General features: G+C 69.1%; 17 protein-coding genes and 1 pseudogene. 13 read left to right on the forward strand and 5 right to left on the reverse strand.

Annotation, left to right across the window (positions count from 1 at the left end; genetic code table 11):
• The first annotated feature begins 53 nt into the window (after nucleotides 1-53).
• The 3 genes from ACFQS9_RS23350 to ACFQS9_RS23360 all read left to right on the forward strand — a co-directional run bounded on the left by ACFQS9_RS23350 (nucleotide 54) and on the right by ACFQS9_RS23360 (nucleotide 1,740).
• The gene (locus tag ACFQS9_RS23350; protein ID WP_378408935.1) at nucleotides 54-359 is read left to right on the forward strand and encodes an ArsR/SmtB family transcription factor; all 306 of its coding nucleotides are present in this window, start codon (nucleotides 54-56) and stop codon (nucleotides 357-359) included.
• Entirely contained in the window at nucleotides 356-1,333 is a 978-nt protein-coding gene (locus tag ACFQS9_RS23355) for a TIGR03086 family metal-binding protein (protein WP_378408936.1), read from the forward strand. The genes ACFQS9_RS23350 and ACFQS9_RS23355 overlap by 4 nt, the downstream gene beginning before the upstream one ends.
• A gap of 71 nt (nucleotides 1,334-1,404) precedes the next feature.
• Complete coding sequence (locus ACFQS9_RS23360) at nucleotides 1,405-1,740, forward strand: YciI family protein (RefSeq protein WP_378408937.1); 336 nt, start codon at nucleotides 1,405-1,407, stop codon at nucleotides 1,738-1,740.
• A 10-nt stretch (nucleotides 1,741-1,750) separates the two neighbouring features.
• Here the strand turns inward: ACFQS9_RS23360 and ACFQS9_RS23365 are convergent, their stop codons facing one another.
• Together ACFQS9_RS23365 and ACFQS9_RS23370 are read right to left on the reverse strand one after the other, a co-directional pair.
• Nucleotides 1,751-3,037, reverse strand: a complete 1,287-nt coding sequence (locus ACFQS9_RS23365) for an MFS transporter (protein ID WP_378408938.1) — start codon at nucleotides 3,035-3,037, stop codon at nucleotides 1,751-1,753.
• Complete coding sequence (locus ACFQS9_RS23370; RefSeq protein WP_378408939.1) at nucleotides 3,034-4,395, reverse strand: MBL fold metallo-hydrolase; 1,362 nt, start codon at nucleotides 4,393-4,395, stop codon at nucleotides 3,034-3,036. Before ACFQS9_RS23370 ends, ACFQS9_RS23365 begins: the two co-directional genes overlap by 4 nt.
• An 87-nt stretch (nucleotides 4,396-4,482) precedes the next feature.
• Between ACFQS9_RS23370 and ACFQS9_RS23375 the strand changes: the two genes are divergently transcribed.
• Together ACFQS9_RS23375 and ACFQS9_RS23380 are read left to right on the forward strand one after the other, a co-directional pair.
• Nucleotides 4,483-5,136, forward strand: coding sequence for an ArsR/SmtB family transcription factor (locus tag ACFQS9_RS23375; protein ID WP_378408940.1), 654 nt, complete (start codon nucleotides 4,483-4,485; stop codon nucleotides 5,134-5,136).
• A 90-nt stretch (nucleotides 5,137-5,226) separates the two neighbouring features.
• Nucleotides 5,227-6,534 carry a cytochrome P450 gene (locus ACFQS9_RS23380; protein WP_378408941.1) on the forward strand — a complete coding sequence of 436 codons (1,308 nt, stop codon included), beginning with the start codon at nucleotides 5,227-5,229 and terminating at the stop codon, nucleotides 6,532-6,534.
• A gap of 11 nt (nucleotides 6,535-6,545) precedes the next feature.
• Here ACFQS9_RS23380 and ssb read toward each other — a convergent pair whose 3' ends face one another.
• Entirely contained in the window at nucleotides 6,546-6,980 is a 435-nt protein-coding gene (ssb, locus tag ACFQS9_RS23385) for a single-stranded DNA-binding protein (protein ID WP_378408942.1), read from the reverse strand.
• 143 nt (nucleotides 6,981-7,123) lie between these two features.
• Entirely contained in the window at nucleotides 7,124-7,795 is a 672-nt protein-coding gene (locus tag ACFQS9_RS23390) for a TetR/AcrR family transcriptional regulator (RefSeq protein ID WP_378408943.1), read from the reverse strand.
• A 162-nt stretch (nucleotides 7,796-7,957) separates the two neighbouring features.
• Here ACFQS9_RS23390 and ACFQS9_RS23395 point away from each other — a divergent pair, with 162 nt between their 5' ends.
• The 4 genes and pseudogenes from ACFQS9_RS23395 to ACFQS9_RS23410 form a co-directional block, all read left to right on the forward strand.
• Complete coding sequence (locus ACFQS9_RS23395) at nucleotides 7,958-9,685, forward strand: acyl-CoA dehydrogenase (RefSeq protein WP_378408944.1); 1,728 nt, start codon at nucleotides 7,958-7,960, stop codon at nucleotides 9,683-9,685.
• Between the two features lie 58 nt (nucleotides 9,686-9,743).
• Nucleotides 9,744-10,700: an oxygenase MpaB family protein gene (locus ACFQS9_RS23400; RefSeq protein ID WP_378408945.1), complete on the forward strand. Its 957-nt coding sequence runs from the start codon at nucleotides 9,744-9,746 to the stop codon at nucleotides 10,698-10,700.
• Nucleotides 10,701-10,815: 115 nt separating this feature from the next.
• The gene (locus ACFQS9_RS23405; RefSeq protein ID WP_378408946.1) at nucleotides 10,816-11,616 is read left to right on the forward strand and encodes an IclR family transcriptional regulator; all 801 of its coding nucleotides are present in this window, start codon (nucleotides 10,816-10,818) and stop codon (nucleotides 11,614-11,616) included.
• Nucleotides 11,617-11,716: 100 nt separating this feature from the next.
• A pseudogene (locus ACFQS9_RS23410) lies at nucleotides 11,717-15,058 on the forward strand (NAD-glutamate dehydrogenase); the annotation flags it as partial.
• 31 nt (nucleotides 15,059-15,089) lie between these two features.
• Here the strand turns inward: ACFQS9_RS23410 and hutC are convergent.
• Nucleotides 15,090-15,857, reverse strand: coding sequence for a histidine utilization repressor (hutC, locus tag ACFQS9_RS23415; protein ID WP_378408947.1), 768 nt, complete (start codon nucleotides 15,855-15,857; stop codon nucleotides 15,090-15,092).
• A 182-nt stretch (nucleotides 15,858-16,039) separates the two neighbouring features.
• Between hutC and hutU the strand changes: the two genes are divergently transcribed.
• From hutU to ACFQS9_RS23435, 4 genes are all read left to right on the forward strand, one after another.
• Complete coding sequence (gene hutU / locus ACFQS9_RS23420; protein ID WP_378408948.1) at nucleotides 16,040-17,710, forward strand: urocanate hydratase; 1,671 nt, start codon at nucleotides 16,040-16,042, stop codon at nucleotides 17,708-17,710.
• Between the two features lie 2 nt (nucleotides 17,711-17,712).
• Nucleotides 17,713-18,909, forward strand: coding sequence for an imidazolonepropionase (gene hutI / locus ACFQS9_RS23425; RefSeq protein WP_378408949.1), 1,197 nt, complete (start codon nucleotides 17,713-17,715; stop codon nucleotides 18,907-18,909).
• On the forward strand, nucleotides 18,906-19,865 hold the full coding sequence (gene hutG / locus ACFQS9_RS23430) for a formimidoylglutamase (RefSeq protein ID WP_378408950.1): 960 nt from the start codon (nucleotides 18,906-18,908) through the stop codon (nucleotides 19,863-19,865). Before hutI ends, hutG begins: the two co-directional genes overlap by 4 nt.
• A gap of 313 nt (nucleotides 19,866-20,178) precedes the next feature.
• Nucleotides 20,179-20,763, forward strand: coding sequence for a hypothetical protein (locus tag ACFQS9_RS23435; RefSeq protein ID WP_378408951.1), 585 nt, complete (start codon nucleotides 20,179-20,181; stop codon nucleotides 20,761-20,763).
• The last annotated feature ends 40 nt before the right edge of the window (nucleotides 20,764-20,803 follow it).

Consider the following 20,803-nt stretch of genomic DNA (forward strand, 5'->3'; position numbering starts at 1 on the left):
AACGCCAGACACGGAGCTCGACAGATGCGTTAGTCACGACTAACGTATTTCTTGTGACCGACCCGCTGACTGCCGCTGCCGAGCCGAACCGGCGACGCATCCTGCAGTTGCTGGCATCGCAACCGAGGACCGTCAGCCAGGTCGCCGCCGAGTTCCCGGTGACCCGGTCCGCGATCTCTCAGCACCTTCTGGTGCTGGCCGACGCAGGCCTGGTCGAGGCCGAGAAGGTGGGCCGACAGCGGATCTACCGGGTCCTGCCGAGCGGGCTGCTGAAGTTGCAGGCCGAGATCGACAAGTTCTGGACCGACGAACTCGACCAGCTCGTCGCCGACGCGCACACCCTGAGGAGAAATTCATGAGCTACACGAAGAGGGCAATCCTGCCGGTCAGTCCCGATGAGGCGTTCGCCCTGATCACCGAGCCGGAACGGTTGCGCCGCTGGCAGACCGTCTCGGCGGTGGTCGATCTGCGCGCGGGTGGCTCCTACCAGTGGACCGTCACGCCTGGTCACATCGCGGCGGGCACCTTCCGCGAGGTCGAGCCGGGCCGCCGGATCGTGTTCGGCTGGGGCTGGGACGGCAGTGCCGACCTGCCGTACGACGGGTCAACAGTGACCGTGACCGTGGAGCCAACCGAGGGCGGTTCGCTGGTGACCCTGGTGCACGAGGGGCTCACCGAGGAGCAGGCGAGGTCGCACGCCGAGGGTTGGGATCACTACTTCGCGCGGCTCGAGCGCCTGGCCGCCACCGGAGATGCCGGACCCGATGAGTGGGCCTACGCGCCGGAGAACCTCACCCCGGTCGTGGCCGCCGAGGCGGCATTGGCGGTGCTGCAGCCGATCCTGCGCAATCTGACCGCCGAGGACCGTCCCCGGCCGACGCCGTGCGCGGAGTTCACGTGCCACGAGCTTGCCGAGCACCTCCTGACCTCACTGGGCCAGCTCGGCGCCATGGCCGGCGCCACCGTGCCAGACTCTGCGGCGGGATCGTTGGAGGACCGCGTCTCCACTCTGGCGGGCCGGGCCATCGACGCCTGGCGCACGGTCGACCTCGCCGGAACGGTGCCCGGCCCCGGCGGCGTGCAGATGCCTGCCTCGTTCGCGGCCGGAATCCTGCCGCTCGAGCTCACCCTCCACGGCTGGGATCTCGCCCAGGGGAGCGGGCAGTCCGTGCACATCTCCGACGAGCTCGTCGACTACCTCCGCGGCCTCGCCGAGAAGATCGTCCCCGGCGGCCGGGGGTCGTCTTTCGCCGACGAGGCCACCCCCGCAGGGGACGCCACCGCAATCGACCGGCTTGCCGCGTTCTCCGGGCGAACGCCGCTCGCCGCGTGAGCGCCTGACCCCGACTGACACCGAACACGGCCGGGAACAGCCCGGCACCTCCACAGAAGGAAGAGCAGGCAATGGGAAAGTATGTCTTCATCAACCACGCACCGATGACTCCCGCTGAGGCCGCACCGCCCACCCCGGAGCAGATGGAAGCGGTCATGGGTGAATGGAACGCGTGGGCCGGTCGCGTCGGCGAGCGCATGGTCGACTTCGGTACCCCCCTCGCCGGCGGCGTTCGCGTCACCCCGAGCGGGACGTCGCCCAGCACCCGAGAGGTCGCGGGCTACAGCATCATCGAGGCCGCCGATTTCGCGGCCGCTCTGGAGCTCGCTCAGGGGCATCCACACTTGAACATGCCGGGCGGCTGCGAGATCGAGGTCCACGAGGCGCAGGCCATCCCCGGGATGTGACGGCGGAGCCTCAGGGATGTGGGGATCTCGGGGTCTCGGGAGCATGGGTCTCGTACATCCGGACGGCGACGACCAGACCGGACACCGCCGTCAGGGCGGCGACGGTCCAGATGGCGGCGCGGACGCCGAGGGCATCGGCGACGACCCCGGCAAGCAGTGCGCCGACCGCGAAGCCGCCGTCCCGCCACAGTCGATAGGTTCCGACCGCTCGGGCTCGCCAGGCCGGGTGGGCGACGTCTCCGATCGAGGCGAGCAGCGTCGGGTAGACCAGAGCGGTGCCGGCGCCGAGCATGGCGGCGGCGACGGCCCACACCGCGAAGGACTCGCCGAGTGCGATCAGGCCCAACGCGATTGCCTGGAGCCACATTCCGGCGGCGATCATCCATTTTCGCCCCCACCGGTCCGAGAGTGCGCCGGTGATCAGCTGTCCGACCCCCCAGACCGCGGGGTACAGCGCTGCCAACAGGCCGATCTTTCCGACGGACAGTCCGGCGGCGGCGAACAGGATCGGGAACAGACCCCAGGCGAGGCCGTCGTTGAGGTTGTTGACCAGGCCGGCTTGGCTGGCTGACGACAGGGCCGGCTCGTGGAAGCTGGTCTGGGTGAACACTTCACGATTGGTCAGGTTGTCGTGCAGGTGGTCGTGGCGGCCGTCGGCGTGGGCGACGTGAGTGGCCGCCTCGAGTCGGGCATGGCCACGGGTCTCGCGGACGGCAAGGGTGGACAGGCCCAGGCCGAGCGCGGCGAACGCGATACCGAGCAGGAACGGCGCCGGGCGCAGGCCGTAGGACTCGGCCAGGTATCCGGTGGCCAGGGCGGTGACCGCGACCGCGCCGTATCCGGCGGCCTCGTTCAGGCCCATCGCCAGTCCGCGGCGGGCCGGGCCGACCAGGTCGATCTTCATCACCACGGTGGTGGACCAGGTCAGCCCCTGGCTGATGCCGAGCAGCACGTTCGCAACGATGACCCAGGACCACGACGGTGCCCAGATGAGCATCAGGGGGACGGGGATCGCGACGAGCCAGCCCCATACGAGCACCGGTTTGCGGCCGAACCGGTCGGAGAGGGTGCCGGCGAAATAGTTGGTGGCGGCCTTGGCCACGCCGAAGACGAGGATGAACGACAGCCCGGCGGTGTAGGCGCGGAGCCCGAACACCTGCTCGCCCAGCAGCGGCAGCACGGTCCGTTCCTGGCCGAGCATGCCGCCGACGAGCGCGTTGACGACCACCAGGAGCGTGAACTGGGCGATGTTGGGGCGCAGCCCGAGTCGCGGCGGGCGTGTGGCGGTGGTGCTCACGCGCCGGTCTCCAGGTGGCGACCGGTGGTCCGGGCCCAGTCGTCGGGTCCGCCCTCGAGCACGGTGACTCCGCGGTGGCCGGCCTGCTCGAGCAGGCTGGCCGCACCCATCGCGCGTTCGCCGTGGCCGCACATCACCACCGTCGGCTCCCTGGGCAAGTCGTCGGCCCGGCCGGCAAGGGCGCCGAGTTCGATGTGAACCGCTCCCGGGACATGACCGGCGAGGTACTCGGGCCGTTGCCGGATGTCGAGGACGCGGACGTCCTCGATCTGGTCCGCGCCCACCAGCCGCGTGGACGTGATGTCGCGTTCGGCAGCCCTCCAGGCGTCGATGCCGCCTGCGAGCTCGCCGATCAGGTTGTCGTATCCGATCTTCGCTGCCTGCCAGGCGATATCGTCTGCGTCCTGGTCGCGATCACGGACGATGATCAGCGGCCTGTCCGCGGTCGCGAGCCAACCCAGCCAGCTGGCGAACACCGGGCGAAGCGGGATGGAGAGCGCACCGGGAATGTGCGCTGCCGCGAAACGAGTCAGAGGGCGCACGTCGACCAGGGCCGCCCCGTCGACGAGGAGACGGCGCACGGTGTCGACGTCCAGCGGGGCGAGGGAAGGTTCGCGATCGAGGACCGCGGGCCCGAGTCGATTGAGTTCACCCAGGCGGAGGAAGTAGGGCGGGTAGCTGCCGAGGGATCCGATCAACGCGGTGACGAACGCGTTCTCGTCGGGGGCGCGGAGCAACGGATTGGTGGCGATCTCGGTGGCGATGGTGCTGGTTCGGTCCGTTCCCGGGGGCGCCGAGCAGAAGGATCCGGCGCCATGGGTCGGCCAGACCTCCACATCACCGGGCAGGGTGGCGAGGCGGCGCAGCGATCCGAACTGTTCGCGCGCAAGCGCTTCGGTGCGGTCGGGAGAGACCAGGTCGGTCCGGGCGGCGGAGCCGACCAGCAGCGACCCGCCGGTGAAGACGCCGACTTCCCGGTCGCCGTCGAGGAGCAGGAACGAGAGGTGCTCGTGGGTGTGGCCGGGGGTACTCCAGGCCCGCAGCCGCAGCCCGCCGAGGTCGACTTCGTCGCCATCGCGCAGCCCGGTGTGGGTGAATTCCCGGTGCCCCGCAGCGGAAGCCAGGATCTGCGTTCCCAGTGTCGCGCCGAGTTGGCGGGCGCCGGAGAGGAAGTCGGCGTGGAGATGGGTGTCGGCCGCGAACGCCACCCTGAGCCCGCGCCGCGCAGCGGCCGCGTGCACCGCACGCAGGTCGCGACTGACATCGACCACCAGCGCCCGTCCGTCTCCCAGGTCGACGAGGTATGCGGAGTTGCCGAGTCCTTCGTCGACGAGCGCAACAAGTTCGACCGCGGCCATGGCCTTCTCCTCTGCTGGCCTGTCGGTTGCTTCGGTGCAGCACCCATCTGATGTTCTACACTATTCCAAAGATGATTGGAGAAAGCTATGGGTGACCGCCTCGCGAAGTCGGAATTGTTCGACCAATTCGCGCGCGTGGGCAAGGCACTCAGCAGCGGCAAGCGCCTGGAACTGCTTGATCTGCTCGCCCAGGGCGAACGCACCGTCGACGCCCTCGCGCGCGCCTGCGAGCTGGGTGTGACCACGGCATCGGCCCACCTGCAAACCCTCAAGCAGGCCAACCTGGTATCCACCCGGCGGGAGGGCACCAAGGTGCATTACCGACTCGCCGGTGACGACGTCGCAGAGTTGTTCGCCCTGGCCCGGTCCGTCGCCAGCGCTCACCTGCCCGATGTCGAGGCCGCTCGGGCCGCATATCTCGGCCCGGACACCGATCGGGTCACCAGGGACGAACTGCTGCACCGCGCACGGTCAGGGGACATCACGGTCCTGGATGTGCGGCCGCGGGAGGAATACGACGCGGGCCATATCCCCGGAGCCGTTTCGATACCACTCGACGAGCTCGCACACCGCCTGGCCGATCTGCCGGCGGATCAGGAGATCGTCGCCTACTGCCGTGGCGCCTACTGCGTCCTCGCCCACGACGCCGTCCGCCTCCTCGCGGAGTCCGGTAGGCAGGCGATGCGGCTGGACGACGGCATGCTCGAGTGGCGCCTCGCCGAATTGCCTGTCGAACGCTGATGCGGCCCCCGATGCCCGGGGAGATGTCACGTGACGAGGTCATACATTCGTTTAGGGTTCGGGGAGGCTGCCTGGATCGGAGGAGAACCCATGGGCACCACTTACCCACCCGGATCCCGGCTACCCGCAGCTGTACAGACCATCCTGTTCCAGCGCCGCCGCGCGCAGTTTCTGCCCGCCGTGGCCCGCCGGTACGGCGACGTTTTCTCCCTGCGCGTGCCGCCGTACGCCGACAATCTCGTCGTGTTCTCGCGTCCCGAACACATCAAGGAGATCTTCGCCGCCGACCCCCGCGACCTGCACGCAGGCGAAGGCAACCAGATCCTCGGCGTCGTGATGGGCGAGCACTCCCTCCTCCTGACCGACGAAGGCGAACACGCCCGCGCCCGTCGACTGCTGATGCCGGCATTCAACGGGGCGTCGCTGCGCGGCTACCAGGACCTCGTCACCGGGATCGCCGCTGCCGAGCTCGACCGATGGACCCCGGGCTCGACAGTGATCACCCTCGACCGGATGAACGCCCTGACCCTCGAGGTCATCCTGCGAGTGGTTTTCGGCGTCACGGACGAGAGCACCCGCGCCCAGCTCGCGCCTCGGCTGCACCGGATCGTCACCCTCAACCCGCTGGTGTTCGTCGGCTACATGATCCCCAGGCTTCGCCGATTCGGACCGTGGAAACGATTCCAGGACAACCAGGAAGAGGTCGACACCCTCCTGTATGCCGAGATAGCCGACCGCAGGTGTGCTCCCGACCTCGCGGACCGGACCGACGTCCTCTCCCGCCTGCTACATGTCGGCACCGGCGACGATCACGACGCACCGCTGTCCGATGCCGAACTCCGCGACCAGCTCATCACCCTGCTCCTCGCCGGGCACGAAACCACCGCCGCCGCACTGTCCTGGGCGCTCTACGAACTCGCCGCCAACCCCGACATCCAACGGCAGGCCCGCGACGCCGCGCTCGCCGACGACGACAAGCACCTCGAGGCCGTCATGAAGGAAGCCATGAGACTGCACACGGTGATCGCCTCCACCGCACGCAAACTCACCCGCGACATGACGATCGGCGGCTGGCCGCTGCCCGCGGGCACCGTGGTCAACACCTCGATCCTGCTCGCCCACCGCAGCGACGAAAACTACGCCGACACAACAGCGTTCCGGCCCTCACGGTTCCTCAACGGTGAGGTGGCCCCCAACACCTGGTTGCCCTTCGGAGGCGGCGTGCGGCGCTGCATCGGCGCCGGCTTCTCCCTGATGGAAGGGACGACGGTGCTGCGCGAGATCCTCACCCGTCATACATTGACGCTCCCTGGCGCCGGCAAACCCGAACACGGACGCGTTCGCAACATCACCAACGTCCCGGCAGGAAAGGCCCGGATCGTCGTCACCCCACGATGACCTCGCCGCCGCTAGCCGGAGACAGTCACACGCTCGGGCTCCCCCGCCTCCCCGTTCGCGTCCAGTTCCGGGGACTGCGCCGGCTTCGGCGTCCGGTCGAGCCGCGCGCGACAGCGGGCCAGGTCGGGCCCGACCGCGCTGGCCCGCATCTCGAGATCCGACCGGTCGACCCCGTCCTTTGTCGTGTACTCGGTCGTTCGTAACTGCCCGTAGGCGATCACCGGATCGCCCTTCATGAGCGAGGCGCCGACCCCGGACACCAGGCGCCGCCAGCAGGTCACTGTCAGATAGAGCGTGCCCCCGTCCGTCCATTCCCCGGTCGCGCGGTCCTGCCTTCTCGCGTTGCTCGCCATCCGGAAGCTGAGCACCTCGTCCCCGGAGTTCGTCGGCCGTTTGACCGGGTTGGTGACTACGGTCCCGACCACCGCGGTGTGCGTCTCGTACATGTGACTCCCCCTTCGCGTCCGTGGGCCGGGCGGCCCTCGATGCCCAGCCTCCCCCGGCCGCATGCCGACAGGAGACCGCAGGCGAATCTGTGGATGAACCGATCGGACATCCACAGGTTCACGAAAACGGGTATGCGGAAACGCTATTGGTCGCCCGCGCGTGCTAGGCCGAAGGGCCCCGAGGTGATCGAGGCGGCCAGCGCGCCCGCATAGGTGACCAGACGTTCACCGGTGAAGGTGTCCGGGTCTCCGACCGCGAGCCTGCCGAGCATCTCGGCGAACGAGAGCATCGTGTGCGCGAGCAGCACCGGGTCCAGACCCGCCAGTCCCGGCTCGAGCGCGATTCCCGCCCGGGCCAGGTCCTCCGCCCTCGCCAGCACCGCCGCACGGGAGGCGCGCAGGTGCTCCTGATACTCGGCCGGGGCATGGTCGGGCGCGGTCAGGATCAGGCGCCACCTCGTGGGGTTCTCCACCACGGCGCACACGAACGAGGACACCGTGCCCGCGTACGCGGCGGCGGGACCGAGCGTCGTCAGGTCGGTCGGCATCGCCGCCATCACCTGCTCGATCGCGCGACGATGCTCGCGCTCCAGAAGCGCCTCGACCAACTCCGCCCGGGTGCGGAACACGGTGTACAACACGGGCTTGCCGACGCCCGCCTCGGCCGCGACGGCCTCCATGTTCAGCTCGTGCAGGCCGGATCGCCGCGTCACCTCGACCGCGGCGTCGAGCACCTGGGCGCGTCGCTCGGCGGGCGGCAGTCGCGGCGCATACCTGCGCCTCGTCCGACCGTCCGCGGTCTGCGCTCTCGTCATCTGCCCACCTCCGCGTTCACCTTAGGGTTTCGCCACTCGAGGCCGCGCCTCACCGGATCAATACTACGCAACCGTTGTATTCATCACGGGCAATTGCTACGGTCGCGTTGTATTCATTGAAGCGGGGTGTCGCGACGCCCAGGGCCGAGGAGACTGACACAGATGACACAGGTGACCGGCACGCTGCTTTTCGACCCGATCCGCTTCGCCCCCGACCGGTTCGACCAGGAGACGATCCGGCTCCTGCGCGCGACGATCGACTGGTTCGAATCGCGCGGCAAGCGCCGGCTCGTCTCCGACTACCACGCGAAGATTTTCTACTCGGACTTCCTGGCGTTCGCGGCCAAGGAGAAGCTGTTCGCGACACTGCTCACTCCCGCCGCGGACGCCGACCGGCACCCCGACAAGCGCTGGGACACCTCCCGGGTGGCGATGCTGTCGGAGATCCTCGGCTTCTACGGCCTCAACTACTGGTACCCGTGGCAGGTCACCGTCCTCGGCCTCGGCCCGGTCTGGCAGAGCGGAAACTCCGCCGCCCGACGGCGGGCGGCGGAGTTGCTCGACGAGGGCGCGGTCGCCGCGTTCGGGTTGTCGGAGCGGTCGCACGGGGCCGACATCTACTCCACCGACATGGTGCTCACACCCGACGGCAGCGGCGGCTACACCGCATCGGGCAGCAAGTACTACATCGGGAACGGCAACTGCGCGCGCATCGTGTCGGTTTTCGGCCGGATCGCCGGTGTCGAGGGCCAGGACGGCTACGTCTTCTTCCTCGCCGACAGCGAGCATCCCCGCTTTTCCGTGGTCAAAAACATCGTCCCGTCCCAGATGTACGTGGCGGAGTTCGCGCTCGACGGGTACCCGGTGGGTCGGGCGGACATCCTGCACACGGGTGCCGACGCCTTCAGCGCGGCGCTGAACACCGTCAACATCGGCAAGTTCAACCTCTGCTTCGGCGGGATCGGTTTGTGCACGCACGCGCTGTACGAGGCGATCACCCATGCGCACAACCGGATCCTCTTCGGCAGCCCGGTCACGAACTTCGCCCACGTGCGCCGCGAGTTCGTCGACGCCTACTCCCGGCTCATCGCGATGCGGCTGTTCTCCGATCGGGCGGTCGACTACTTCCGCTCGGCCACCCCGGACGACCGCCGGTACCTGCTGTTCAACCCCGTCACGAAGATGAAGGTCACCACCGAGGCACAACGGGTGATCGCGCTGCTCTCGGACATCGTGGCGGCCAAGGGTTTCGAGAACGACGCGTTCCTGCCGATCGCCAAGGTGGACGTCGACGGGCTGCCCAAGCTGGAGGGGACCGTCGCGGTCAACCTCGCGCTGATCCTGAAGTTCATGCCCGCCTATCTGCTCGACCCGCGGGACCTCCCGCCCGTGCCCACCCGTGACGACGCCGCCGACGACGAGTTCCTGTTCCGGCAGGGCGCGGCCGCGGGCCTGGGGAAGGTGCGCTTCCACGACTGGCGGTCCGCCTACCGGGCGCGTGCCGACGTACTGAACGTGGCGGTCTTCACCGAGCAGGCCGAATCGCTGGCGGCGCTGATCGCCGCCGATCCGGACGGCGTGAAGGGGTCGGACATGGACCTTCAGCTCGCGGTGGGTGAACTCTTCACACTCGTCGTCTACGGCGGACTCGTCCTGGAGCAGTCGCAGATCATCGGACTCGATGCCGACGTCCTGGACCAGATCTTCGAGACCCTGGTCCGGGACTTCTCCGCCGGCGCGACCGATCTGCTCGGCAAGGCTGCCGCGAGCGACACCCAGGCCGACTGGGCGACGGCCGCGATCCGCAGGCCCGCCGTCGACCCCGCGCGGGCCGACCGCGTCTGGCAGCAGGTCGCGGCCCTCTCCGGCGCCTACGAGATGACGCCTTGACCGCGCCGGCGACCGGCCGAACCCACCCCACAGCCACGACGATCCGCAGGAGCACACGATGAGCGAACCCCGCATGCTGGCCGACCGAGGCTGGCCGTTCGACCCAGCTCGCCGCCGCGAGGACAACGGGTTCTTCGGGCCGGGATCACCCACCTGGAAGGTGTGGACCAACCCGACCGCCCTGATCGGCTTTCAGCGATCGGTCACACTCGAGCACTTCGACCCGTTCCTGACCGCCGCGGTCGCCGACGCCCAGGGGATCTACCTCGACCCGAGGGGTCGCCTCGACGGCACCCTGTCCTATTTCCTGATCGTGGCGGTCGGTGACACCCGCTCGGCGATCGAGACGTCGGAGCTGCTGATGCGGGTGCACGCCAAGGCGACCGGCATCGAGCCGATCAGTGGGCAGCGCTACAGCGCCAACAACCCCGACAGCCAGCTGTGGATCCACGTCACGGGCTGGCATTCGGTGCTCAAGTGCTACGAGATGTTCGGTCCCGGACCGCTGAGTCCGGATGAGGAGGCGCGCTACTGGGCCGAATGCGCCGTCGCCGCCGAGCTGCAGACCTGCAAGTCCGCGGACATCCCGCGCTCGCGCACGGAGGTGCACGAGTACTTCGCCGCGGTGCGGCCGCGACTGTGCGCCTCCGAGCGGGCCGTCGAGGGCATGCACTATCTGCTCCGGACCAGGGCCGGGAAGGGCAGGCTCTCCCTGTGGGCGATGAGCCGTCTCATGGCGCCCGCGACGATCGCGACCCTGCCGAAATGGATGCGCGAGCTCGGCGGCTTCGATCAGCCCGCCGTTGTCGACCGGGTCGTTGCGCCACTCGCGCGGGTCGCCGTGCGCGCCACGACCAACCCGAGAACCGAACTGGCCGTGATCAAGCCCCTGCTCCCGATGACCCACTCGGTGCTCGACCAGCACTTCAACGGGACACCGCCGGTGCGGACGGAGACCGTCACCCCCGCGGCGGCGCGTGAGCGCTACGGGGCGCGGGCCGGGCGATCGGCCTGACCCCCCAGCGCACCGACCTCGCAGCGCAACGGCGAGCCAGGCCAAGCCATTCCAGGTGACACGTCGACCGAGCGCACACCGCTCGGTGCCGCCGGCTGCTGGCAGAATCGACGGGGTGGTCAGGGCAGCGGGTTCCAGCACATCACCGGCGGTCGGTCGCGCGCTGGACATCCTGGTCCGGCTCGCGCAACGCCCCGGTCCGGTGCAGGCGGCCGCTCTCGCCCGCGACCTGGACCTGCCCCGCTCGTCGGTGTACCACATCCTGTCGGTGCTGGTGGAGCGCGGTTTCGTGGTGTACGTGCCCGGCGAGCAGGCGTATGGGCTCGGCGTGACGTCCTTCGAGATCGGCTCCGCCTACCTGCGCCACGAGCCACTCGAGCGGCTCGCGCAACCGATCCTGCACCGGCTGGCCATGCACCTCGGGCAGGCCGTGCACCTGGGGATCCTGCACGGCAACGAGACCGTGTACCTGCTCAAGGAACGCCCCACGTCCGGGCCGGCCGCCGAGGTATCACTGATCACCGACATCGGCGTTCGGCTGCCCGCGCACCTGACGGCCAATGGGCGCGCCATCCTCGCCGCCCTGCCCGACGCCCAGGTCAAGGCGTTGTTCTCCCGGCGAAGCGACTTCATCACACGCACCGGACACGGCCCGCGGACGCTGACCGAACTGCGCCGCACCCTCGCGGAGACCCGCTCGCGCGGCTGGGCCGAGGAGGTCGACCTGGTGACGACCGGGTTGCGGTCGGTGGGTACCGCGGTCTTCGACCACAACGGCCGGGCGGTCGCGGCGCTGAGCACCACCTGGCGCAAACAGCTGGCCTATCCCGAGCCGGAGGCCGTGGGACAGACCCTGCTGGGCGGCGCGGAGCGCCTGACCTCCCACATCTCTGGCCACGCCCCCGCTCCGCGCTGAGCGGGCGGACACACCACCTCGGGCCTTGTGAGGCAGTTCACATGGTTGTACAGTCCTGTATATACAACCGCTGCCGCATGAGGAGAAGCCGACGATGACGCAGGCCTGGGACGACGACTTCCGTGACCGGATGGCGGATCCGGTATTGGCGAAGTCCTACATCGGATCCCTGCCGGAGGCATACAAGCACGACTTCGACCCCGCGCGCGCCGCCGCGGACGTCACCCGGATCGAGGCGCTGCGGACCGACTCGTTCGAGGTGGCCCTGCACCCGCCGACGGGCGCGGCACGCGGCCAACTGCGCCTCACGCTCTACATCGACGGCGACGCCGTCTCGCTCAGCCGGATCCTGCCCGTGATCCAATCCCTCGGTGTCGAGGTGCTCGACGAGCGCCCCTATCCGATGACCGACTCGACCGGCAGTCAGTGCTGGATCTACGACTTCGGCCTCACCCTCGACGTCGATCCGGAACCGGACGACCTCGGCATGGCCGCCCGGTTCACCGAGGCCTTCGCCGCCGCATGGCGCGGCGACGCCGAGGTCGACACCTTCAATCACCTGGTGCTGCGCGCGGGGCTGACCTGGCGGCAGGCGTCGATGTTGCGGGCATACGCAAAATACCTGCGCCAGGCGGGTTTTCCGTACAGCCAGGTGCGGATCGCGGAGGTCCTCTCCGCACACCCCGAGTCCGCCCGGTCGCTGGTCGAACTGTTCGGAGCCCGCTTCGACCCGACGGGGAACGACGAGGGCAGGCAGGAGGCCTTGACCGGCCGCCTCGACGAGGCTCTCGCCGAGGTGGTCAGCCTCGACGAGGACCGCATCCTGCGAGCCTTCACTACACTCATTCGAAACACCCTGCGCACCAACTATTTCACCCGCGGCGGCAGCTCACCGCTGCTCTCGTTCAAGTTCGATCCGAACCAGATCGATGAACTCCCCCACCCCCGACCACGATTCGAGATCTATGTCTGCTCACCACGGGTCGAGGGCGTGCACCTGAGGTTCGGCACCGTGGCCCGTGGCGGCCTCCGGTGGTCGGACCGCAAGGAAGACTTCCGCACCGAGGTGCTCGGGCTGGTGAAGGCGCAGGCCGTCAAGAACGCCGTCATCGTGCCGGTCGGCGCCAAGGGCGGGTTCGTCGTCAAACAGCCGCCCTCCCCGACCGGCATGGACGCGACGGATCGCGAGGCGCACCTGGCCGAGGGCATCGCCTGCTACCGGCAGTTCATCGCAGGCCTGCTCGATGTCACCGACAACATCGACTCGGCCACCGGCGCGGTCGTTCCCGCCCGCGACGTGGTCCGCCACGATGCGGACGACACCTACCTGGTGGTCGCCGCGGACAAGGGCACCGCCACCTTCTCCGACATCGCCAACGAGGTCGCCGCCGAGTACGGCTACTGGCTCGGCGACGCGTTCGCCTCCGGCGGTTCCGTCGGCTACGACCACAAGGCGATGGGCATCACCGCGCGCGGCGCCTGGGAGAGCGTCCAGCGCCACTTCCGCGAGATGGGCCGCGACACCCAGAGCGAGGACTTCACGGTCGTCGGCATCGGTGACATGAGCGGCGACGTCTTCGGCAACGGCATGCTGCTCAGCGAGCACATCAGGCTGGTCGCCGCCTTCGACCACCGGCACATCTTCCTCGACCCCGCGCCGGACGCGGCGACGTCGTTCGCGGAGCGCAGTCGACTGTTCGGCCTGCCCCGTTCGTCCTGGGCGGACTACGACCTCGGGCTGATCAGCGCAGGCGGCGGGGTGTGGGCACGCTCGGCGAAGTCGGTGCCGATCGGTGCCGAAATCAGGGCCGCGCTCGGCCTCGCCGACCACGTCACCGCCCTCGCTCCGGCCGACCTGATCGGCGCGATCCTGTGCGCCCCGGTCGACCTGGTGTGGAACGGCGGCGTCGGCACCTACGTCAAAGGCTCGTCCGAATCCCATGCCGAGGTGGGCGACAAGGCCAACGACGGGGTCCGGGTCGACGCCGGCGCCCTGCGCGCCCGCGTTGTCGGCGAGGGCGGAAACCTGGGGCTGACCCCACTCGGCCGTATCGAGTTCGCCCGCGGCGGGGGCCGAGTCAACACCGACGCGTTGGACAACTCGGCAGGGGTCGACTGCTCCGACCGCGAGGTCAACATCAAGATCGCGCTCGCCGGCCTGGTCGCGGCAGGCCGCCTCGCCCCGGGCGACCGCGACGGACTGATGCGGTCGATGACAGACGAGGTGAGCCGACTGGTCCTGACGGACAATCGCTCCCAGAATCGGATCCTCGGGGTGAGCCGATCCAACGCGCCCGCCGCCCTGGGCGTACACGCCCGGATGATCGCCCGACTGGAGCACGACCGGGGACTGGTCCGCGCGCTCGAGGCATTGCCCGACAAGCGCGAACTGTCCCGGCGCGCCCAAGAGAGTCAGGGGCTGACCTCGCCGGAGCTGGCCACCCTCATGGCCCACGTCAAGCTGGCCGTCAAGGACGAGCTGCTGGCCGGCGACCTGCCGGACGACCCGGCGCTCCGCGACCGCCTGCGCGCCTACTTCCCCGAGACCCTGTGGCGCCGATTCGGCGACCACCTCGGCGAGCACCGCCTGCGTCGCGAGATCGTCGCGACGATGCTGACGAACGACGTGATCGACCACGGCGGAATCACTTTCGCATTCCGCCTGGCCGAGGACTCGGCAGCGATCGGGTCCGATGCCGTGCGTGCCCACGTCGTCGCGGCCCGGATATTCGACCTGAACCGGTTGTGGACGGAGATCGCCGAGAGCGGCCTGCCGACCGCCGTCACCGACGCCCTGACCCTCGACACCCAGCGGGTTCTCGACCGGGCCTCGCGGTGGCTGTTGGCCAACCGACCACAGCCCCTCGACATCGGTGCGGAGATCGACCGATTCGCGCCGCGGCTCGCCCTGCACGCGCACCTGGTCCCGGACTGGCTACGTGGACAGGAGCTTGCCGACCTGCACGCGCGAGTCGCCGGGTCGGTCGAGGCCGGCGTCCCGCACGACCTCGCGGCCCGCGTTCACCTGCTGCTCGACCAGTTCAGCCTGCTCGACATCATCGAGGTGGCCGACGTCAGTGGCCGCGAGGTGCCAGACGTCGCGGAGCTGTATTACGCCCTGAGCCAGCATCTCGGCGCCGTGCACCTGCTGCAGTCGGTGTCGCGGCTGGCCTACGACGACCGCTGGAACTCCCTTGCCCGCCTTGCGATGCGGGACGAGCTCTACGGCTCTCTGCGCGCACTGTGCCTCGACCTGCTCGGACATCGGCCCGGCGCCGGAGAATCCGCCGCCGACATGATCACGCGGTGGGAGGAGCGCAACTCCACCCGCATCCGGCGGGCACGCTCGACACTCGACGCGATCTTCGAGAACCCGTCCGTCGACGTCGCGTCCATGTCCGTTGCCGTGCGACAGATCCGGAGCCTGGTCGGCAGCGCCTGAGCGGGGCGTCGTCCGGGCGGCCGGACGACGCTCACTGCGTGTCGAAGGTGCCCTCGAGCCGATAGCGGGAGCCCGGATGCACCAGCCGCGCGGTGCTGACCAACCGGCCCTCGGACCAGGTCCGACGGTGGATCAGCAGACACGGCTCGGTCTCGGCGATCCCCAGCAGCCGGCACTCGTCCGCGGTCCCGAGCACCGACTCCACCACGTGCTCGCCGCGGCCGAGCGGCGCGACGGACATGAGGTAGTTGTTGGGCGTCTGAGCGGTGAAGTCCTGGTCGAGATAGTCGGGTGCGATCTCCGGATTGACGTGCCGATCCTCGACCTGGATGGCCAGGTCATCCTCGAAATGCACCAGCCGCGAATGGAACAACGGGCTCCCCTCGAGCACTCCCAGCTGGTGCGCGATGAGCGCTTCGGCGGGTTCGGCGCGCAAGAAGTCCACTTCGCTGCGATGCCGGTGTCCCCTGTGCACCACCTCGTCGGCGATGTTGCGCACCTCGAAAAGCGCTGAGCTGACCTTTCTTTCGGCGACGAAGGTGCCGACCCCCATCAGCCGGACGACCAGCCCGTCCGCACTCAGTTCGCGCAGCGCCCGGTTGACCGTCATCCGCGACAGCCCGAGCGTGTTCACGAGCTGGTTCTCCGAGGGCAACTGATCGCCCTCCGACCAACGGCCCGAGACGATCTGCTCGGCAATGAGATTCTTGACCCGTTGATAGGCGGGCGCTGATTCGTGCCCTCGGGCCCGATAGAGCGACGCCACGTCGGACTCGTCGATCGCCACCCTCGTCACCATCCACATCCCGCCCGGTCGTAGGCACCCTCGTTCAGTTCAGTCTATCGGCCGGTCGTTCGCCACCCGGCCGGGGCGCGCCAGAGCAACCCGTCTCGTATCCGAGAACCTTCGGCCGCGGCACTGTTCCGGGGTTCACCGGCACGGTGTCATGGGCATCACACCACTTCGTCAGGAGACTCGAGATGACCAACCACTCCACCGCCGGACCCCGGCCCGTCCGCGCACCGCACGGCCCCGAGCTGACCTGCCTCGGCTGGCAGCAGGAGGGCGCGCTGCGCATGCTGATGAACAACCTCGACCCCGAGGTCGCCGAGCGGCCCGACGACCTGGTGGTCTACGGCGGCACCGGGCGGGCCACGCGCAGCTGGGAGGCCTACGACGCCATCGTCCGCACCCTGCAGACGCTGAAGTCCGACGAGACGATGCTCGTGCAGTCCGGCAAGCCCGTCGGCGTCTTCCGCACCAACGAGTGGGCGCCGCGCGTCCTACTGGCCAACTCCAACCTGGTCGGCGACTGGGCGAACTGGGAGCACTTCCGCAAGCTCGAGGCCGAGGGCCTGATGATGTACGGCCAGATGACGGCCGGCTCCTGGATCTACATCGGCAGCCAGGGCATCCTGCAGGGCACCTACGAGACCTTCGGCGCCGTGGCGCGCAAGCGGTTCGGCGGGACCCTCGCCGGGACCATCACCCTGACCGGAGGTGTTGGCGGCATGGGCGGTGCCCAGCCGCTGGCGGTCACCATGAACGACGGTGTCGCCATCTGCGTCGACGTCGACCCGTCCCGCATCGATCGCCGGATCGCGCACGGCTACCTCGACACCAAGGCCGAGAGCATCGACGCCGCCCTCGCGCTGGCAATCGAGATGCGCGACGCCCGCAAGCCGCTGTCCATCGGCCTGGTCGGCAACGCCGCCGAGGTCTTCCCGGCCCTGCTCGCGATGGGCGCCCCGATCGACATCGTCACCGACCAGACGTCCGCCCACGATCCGCTGTCCTACCTGCCGGTCGGGATCGCGCTCGAGGACTGGCACGCGATGGCAGAGAAGGACCCCGAGCACTTCACCCTCGAGGCCCAGAAGTCGATGGCCGCGCACGTCGAGGCGATGGTCGGGTTCATGGACGCAGGCGCCGAGGTCTTCGACTACGGCAACTCGATCCGCGACGAGGCCCGAAAGGGCGGTTACGAGCGGGCATTCGAGTTCCCCGGGTTCGTTCCCGCCTACATCCGCCCGCTCTTCGAGGAGGGCCTCGGCCCGTTCCGCTGGGCCGCCCTCTCCGGCGACCCCAAGGACATCGAGGCCACCGACAAGGCGATCCTGGAGCTCTTCCCCGAGAACGAACACCTCAAGCGCTGGATCACCATGGCGGGCGAGAAGGTTCACTTCGAGGGCCTGCCCGCCCGCATCTGCTGGCTCGGGTACGGCGACCGCCACAAGGCCGGACTGAAGTTCAACGAGATGGTCGCCTCCGGGGAACTCTCCGCGCCGCTCGCCATCGGTCGCGACCACCTCGACTCCGGATCGGTCGCCTCGCCGTACCGGGAGACCGAGGCCATGGCCGACGGTTCCGACGCCGTCGCCGACTGGCCGCTGCTGAACGCCCTCGTCAACACCGCCTCCGGCGCCTCCTGGGTGTCCATCCACCACGGCGGCGGCGTCGGCATGGGCCGTTCCATCCACGCCGGTCAGGTGTGCATCGCCGACGGCACCGAGCTGGCCGCGCAGAAGCTGGAGCGGGTGCTCACCAACGACCCGGGCATGGGCGTCATCCGGCACGCCGACGCCGGGTACGAGCACGCGACCCAGGTCGCGGCCGAGCGCGGCGTTCGCATCCCGATGCAGGAGGCGTAACCGTGTACGACGCACCCGGGCAGGACGGCCGGTGGACGGTCATCGACAACATCGGCACCCTCGTCACCAATGACCCGGAGGCCGGCGACGGCCCTCTCGGCCTGATCCACGACGCCGCGGTGGTCATGGGAGACGGGCTCGTCCAGTGGGTGGGCCCCCGCTCCCGGATCCCCGAGGGCAGCGCCGGGTCGCGGTACGACCTGCGCGGCCGGGCCGCGCTGCCCGGGTTCGTCGACAGCCATGCCCACCTCGTCTTCGGCGGCGAGCGGGCCGAGGAGTTCGCGGCCCGGATGACCGGCGCCCCGTACGGGGCCGGCGGCATCCGGACCACGATCGCCGCCACCAGGGCGGCCTCGGACGCCGAGCTGGGCGCGAACGTGGCCCGGCTCGTGGCCGAGTCGCTGCACTCGGGCACCACCACGATCGAGACGAAATCGGGTTACGGGCAGTCGGTTCCCGACGAGCTGCGCAGCCTCGAGGTCGCGGCCGCGCACACCGCGGAGACGACGCTGCTCGCCGCGCACGTCACGCCGCCGGAGTTCGCGGGTCGCAGCGACGACTACGTACAGATGGTGATCGACGAGATGATCCCCAAGTGCGCCCCGCACGCCAGGTGGATCGACGTCTTCTGCGAGGAGGGGGCGTTCGACGCCGACCAGTCGAGGGCCGTCCTCGAGGCCGGCATCGCGGCCGGACTGACGCCCCGCGTGCACGGCAACCAGCTCAGCTACGGGGCGGGCGTTCAGCTCGCCGTCGAGCTGAACGCCGCGTCGGTGGACCACGTCACGTACACCACCGACGCCGACGTCGCGGCGCTCGCGGCGAGCGACACCGTCGCCACGCTGCTGCCCGGGGCGGACTTCTCCACGCGCAACAAGTATCCCGACGCGCGGGCCCTGCTCGATGCGGGCGCCACGGTCGCGCTGGCCGCGGACTGCAATCCCGGCACCTGCTACACGACCAGCATCCCGTTCTGCATCGCGCTGGCGGTGCGCGAGATGCACATGAGCCCGGACGAGGCCGTGTGGGCGGCGACGGCCGGCGGCGCGGCGGCGTTGCAGCGCACCGACATCGGGCACATCCGGGTCGGCGCGCGAGCCGACCTGATCGCGCTGGACGCACCGTCCCACCTGCACCTGGCCTACCGGCCCGGGGTGGCGCTGGTGCGCGAGGTCTGGAAGGACGGGTACCGACGATGACCACAGTGGACCTTGCCCCCACGGCCTGGTCGGGGCGCGACGACGGACCCGGCAACGAACACCTGCGCTGGCACGGCGCCGTCGCACCGCTCGAGGGCGGAACCGATTCCGGTGCAGGTGTTCTCCTCGGGTTCCGCAGCGACGAGGGGGTGCGCCGCAACAAGGGCCGACCCGGCGCGGCCGACGGCCCGGCCGCGCTGCGCCGGGCGCTCGCGTCGATGTCGCTCGCCACCCCGATGCGGGTGTTCGACGCGGGTGACGTCGAGGTCGCAGGCGAGGATCTCGAAGTCGGCCAGGACCGGCTCGGCTCGGCCGTCACCGGCCTGCTCGACGCCGGGAGCCTCGTCGCCGTCCTCGGCGGCGGACACGAGGTGGCGTACGGCAGCTACCTCGGCATCGCGAACTCGGCGGCCGTCGCATCGGGTGCGCGCCTCGGCGTGCTCAACCTCGACGCGCACTTCGACCTGCGGTCCGACGCGCGGCCCAGCTCCGGAACGCCGTTCCGGCAGATGGCCGACCGGGAAACCGAACTGGGCCGGGCCCTCGACTACGCGGTGCTGGGCATCTCGCAACCCAGCAACACCGCGGCGCTGTTCGCGACGGCGGCCGAACTGGGCGTGCGCCACCTCCTCGACGACGACTGCACGGCGGCGAACCTGCCGGCGGTGGAGTCGTTCGTCGAGGAGTTCCTCGCTGAGGTCGATGTCGTCTACCTGACGATCGACCTCGACGTCCTGCCCGCCGCGGTAGCTCCCGGGGTCAGCGCCCCGGCCGCGTTCGGGGTGCCCCTCGAGGTGATCCAGCGGGTGTGCGACCTGGTGGCGCGCAGCGGCAAGCTGAGGCTGTTCGACGTCGCGGAGCTGAATCCCGCTCTCGACGTGGATAACCGCACGGCGCGGACCGCGGCGCGGCTGATCCACCGGATCGTCGCGACCACGCTCGCTCATCGGGCCTAGCCCGATCCCCCACCGTCCCCGGCTCGACGCGTGCGCCGTGCCGCCGCGTCGAGTCGGGGATTTCCACGGTTCGTTGATTTCGGGTTGGTCCCGTGCGCCCCACGCATAAGATTGGGGCGAGCACTCACTGACTCAGTCGGAGCCAACTGGGCGGGCAGATGATCGTTCAATGGTGTGTGAAGGGCCTCCACCTCGACAACGACGTCGAGGCGAAAGCCATCATCGACTCACGGCGCGGTCTGCTCTGCAATTGGTTTCGGCAACAAGGACCTGTGCGGTTGGCCATGTCCGGCCGGGACGACCAAGGTCGCTGATGCCGATGGAACCTGAACCTGTGTGGACCACCCTCGAAATAGCAAAGCTTGTCGTCGCCGCGTTGATACCCCTCAGCGTCGCCGGCCTCGGCTGGTGGGTTGCTCGTCTCACCAAACGGATTGAGGCCGCCCAATGGCGCAATCAGAAGCTCGTCGAGAAACGTATTTCTTTGGTGGACACGATCGCACCTGACCTGAATGATCTGTACTGCTACTTCCTTTGGATCGGCAGATGGAAGGAGCTCTCGCCGGTGGACGTGATCGCACTCAAACGCAAACTAGATCACTCCATCCACGTCAACCGCCCCTACCTGAGCGGTTCGTGCGTGAATGCGTACAACGACTTCATATCGCAACTCTTCAAGACCTTTACAGGTCCTGGGAACGATGCTCAGCTGCGGACCACCCTTGAGTCGTCCGACGGTAGTCGTCCCGATACGTACAGGGGTCCTACTGGTTGGAATCCCTCGTGGAACACTATGTTCCGTGAGGAAGAGACCGATCGAGCGACCGTGAAGCGGCTATACAGCGATCTGATAGACCAACTCACCGAACAAGTGGGGATCTCTCCCAGGGCATCGTGAACTTCGGGCTGATGTGGCGACTCGAATGCTGTCCGATGTC

It is taken from the genome of Rhodococcus daqingensis, assembly GCF_042665615.1.
GTDB classification, from domain to species: Bacteria; Actinomycetota; Actinomycetes; order Mycobacteriales; family Mycobacteriaceae; genus Rhodococcus_G; species Rhodococcus_G daqingensis.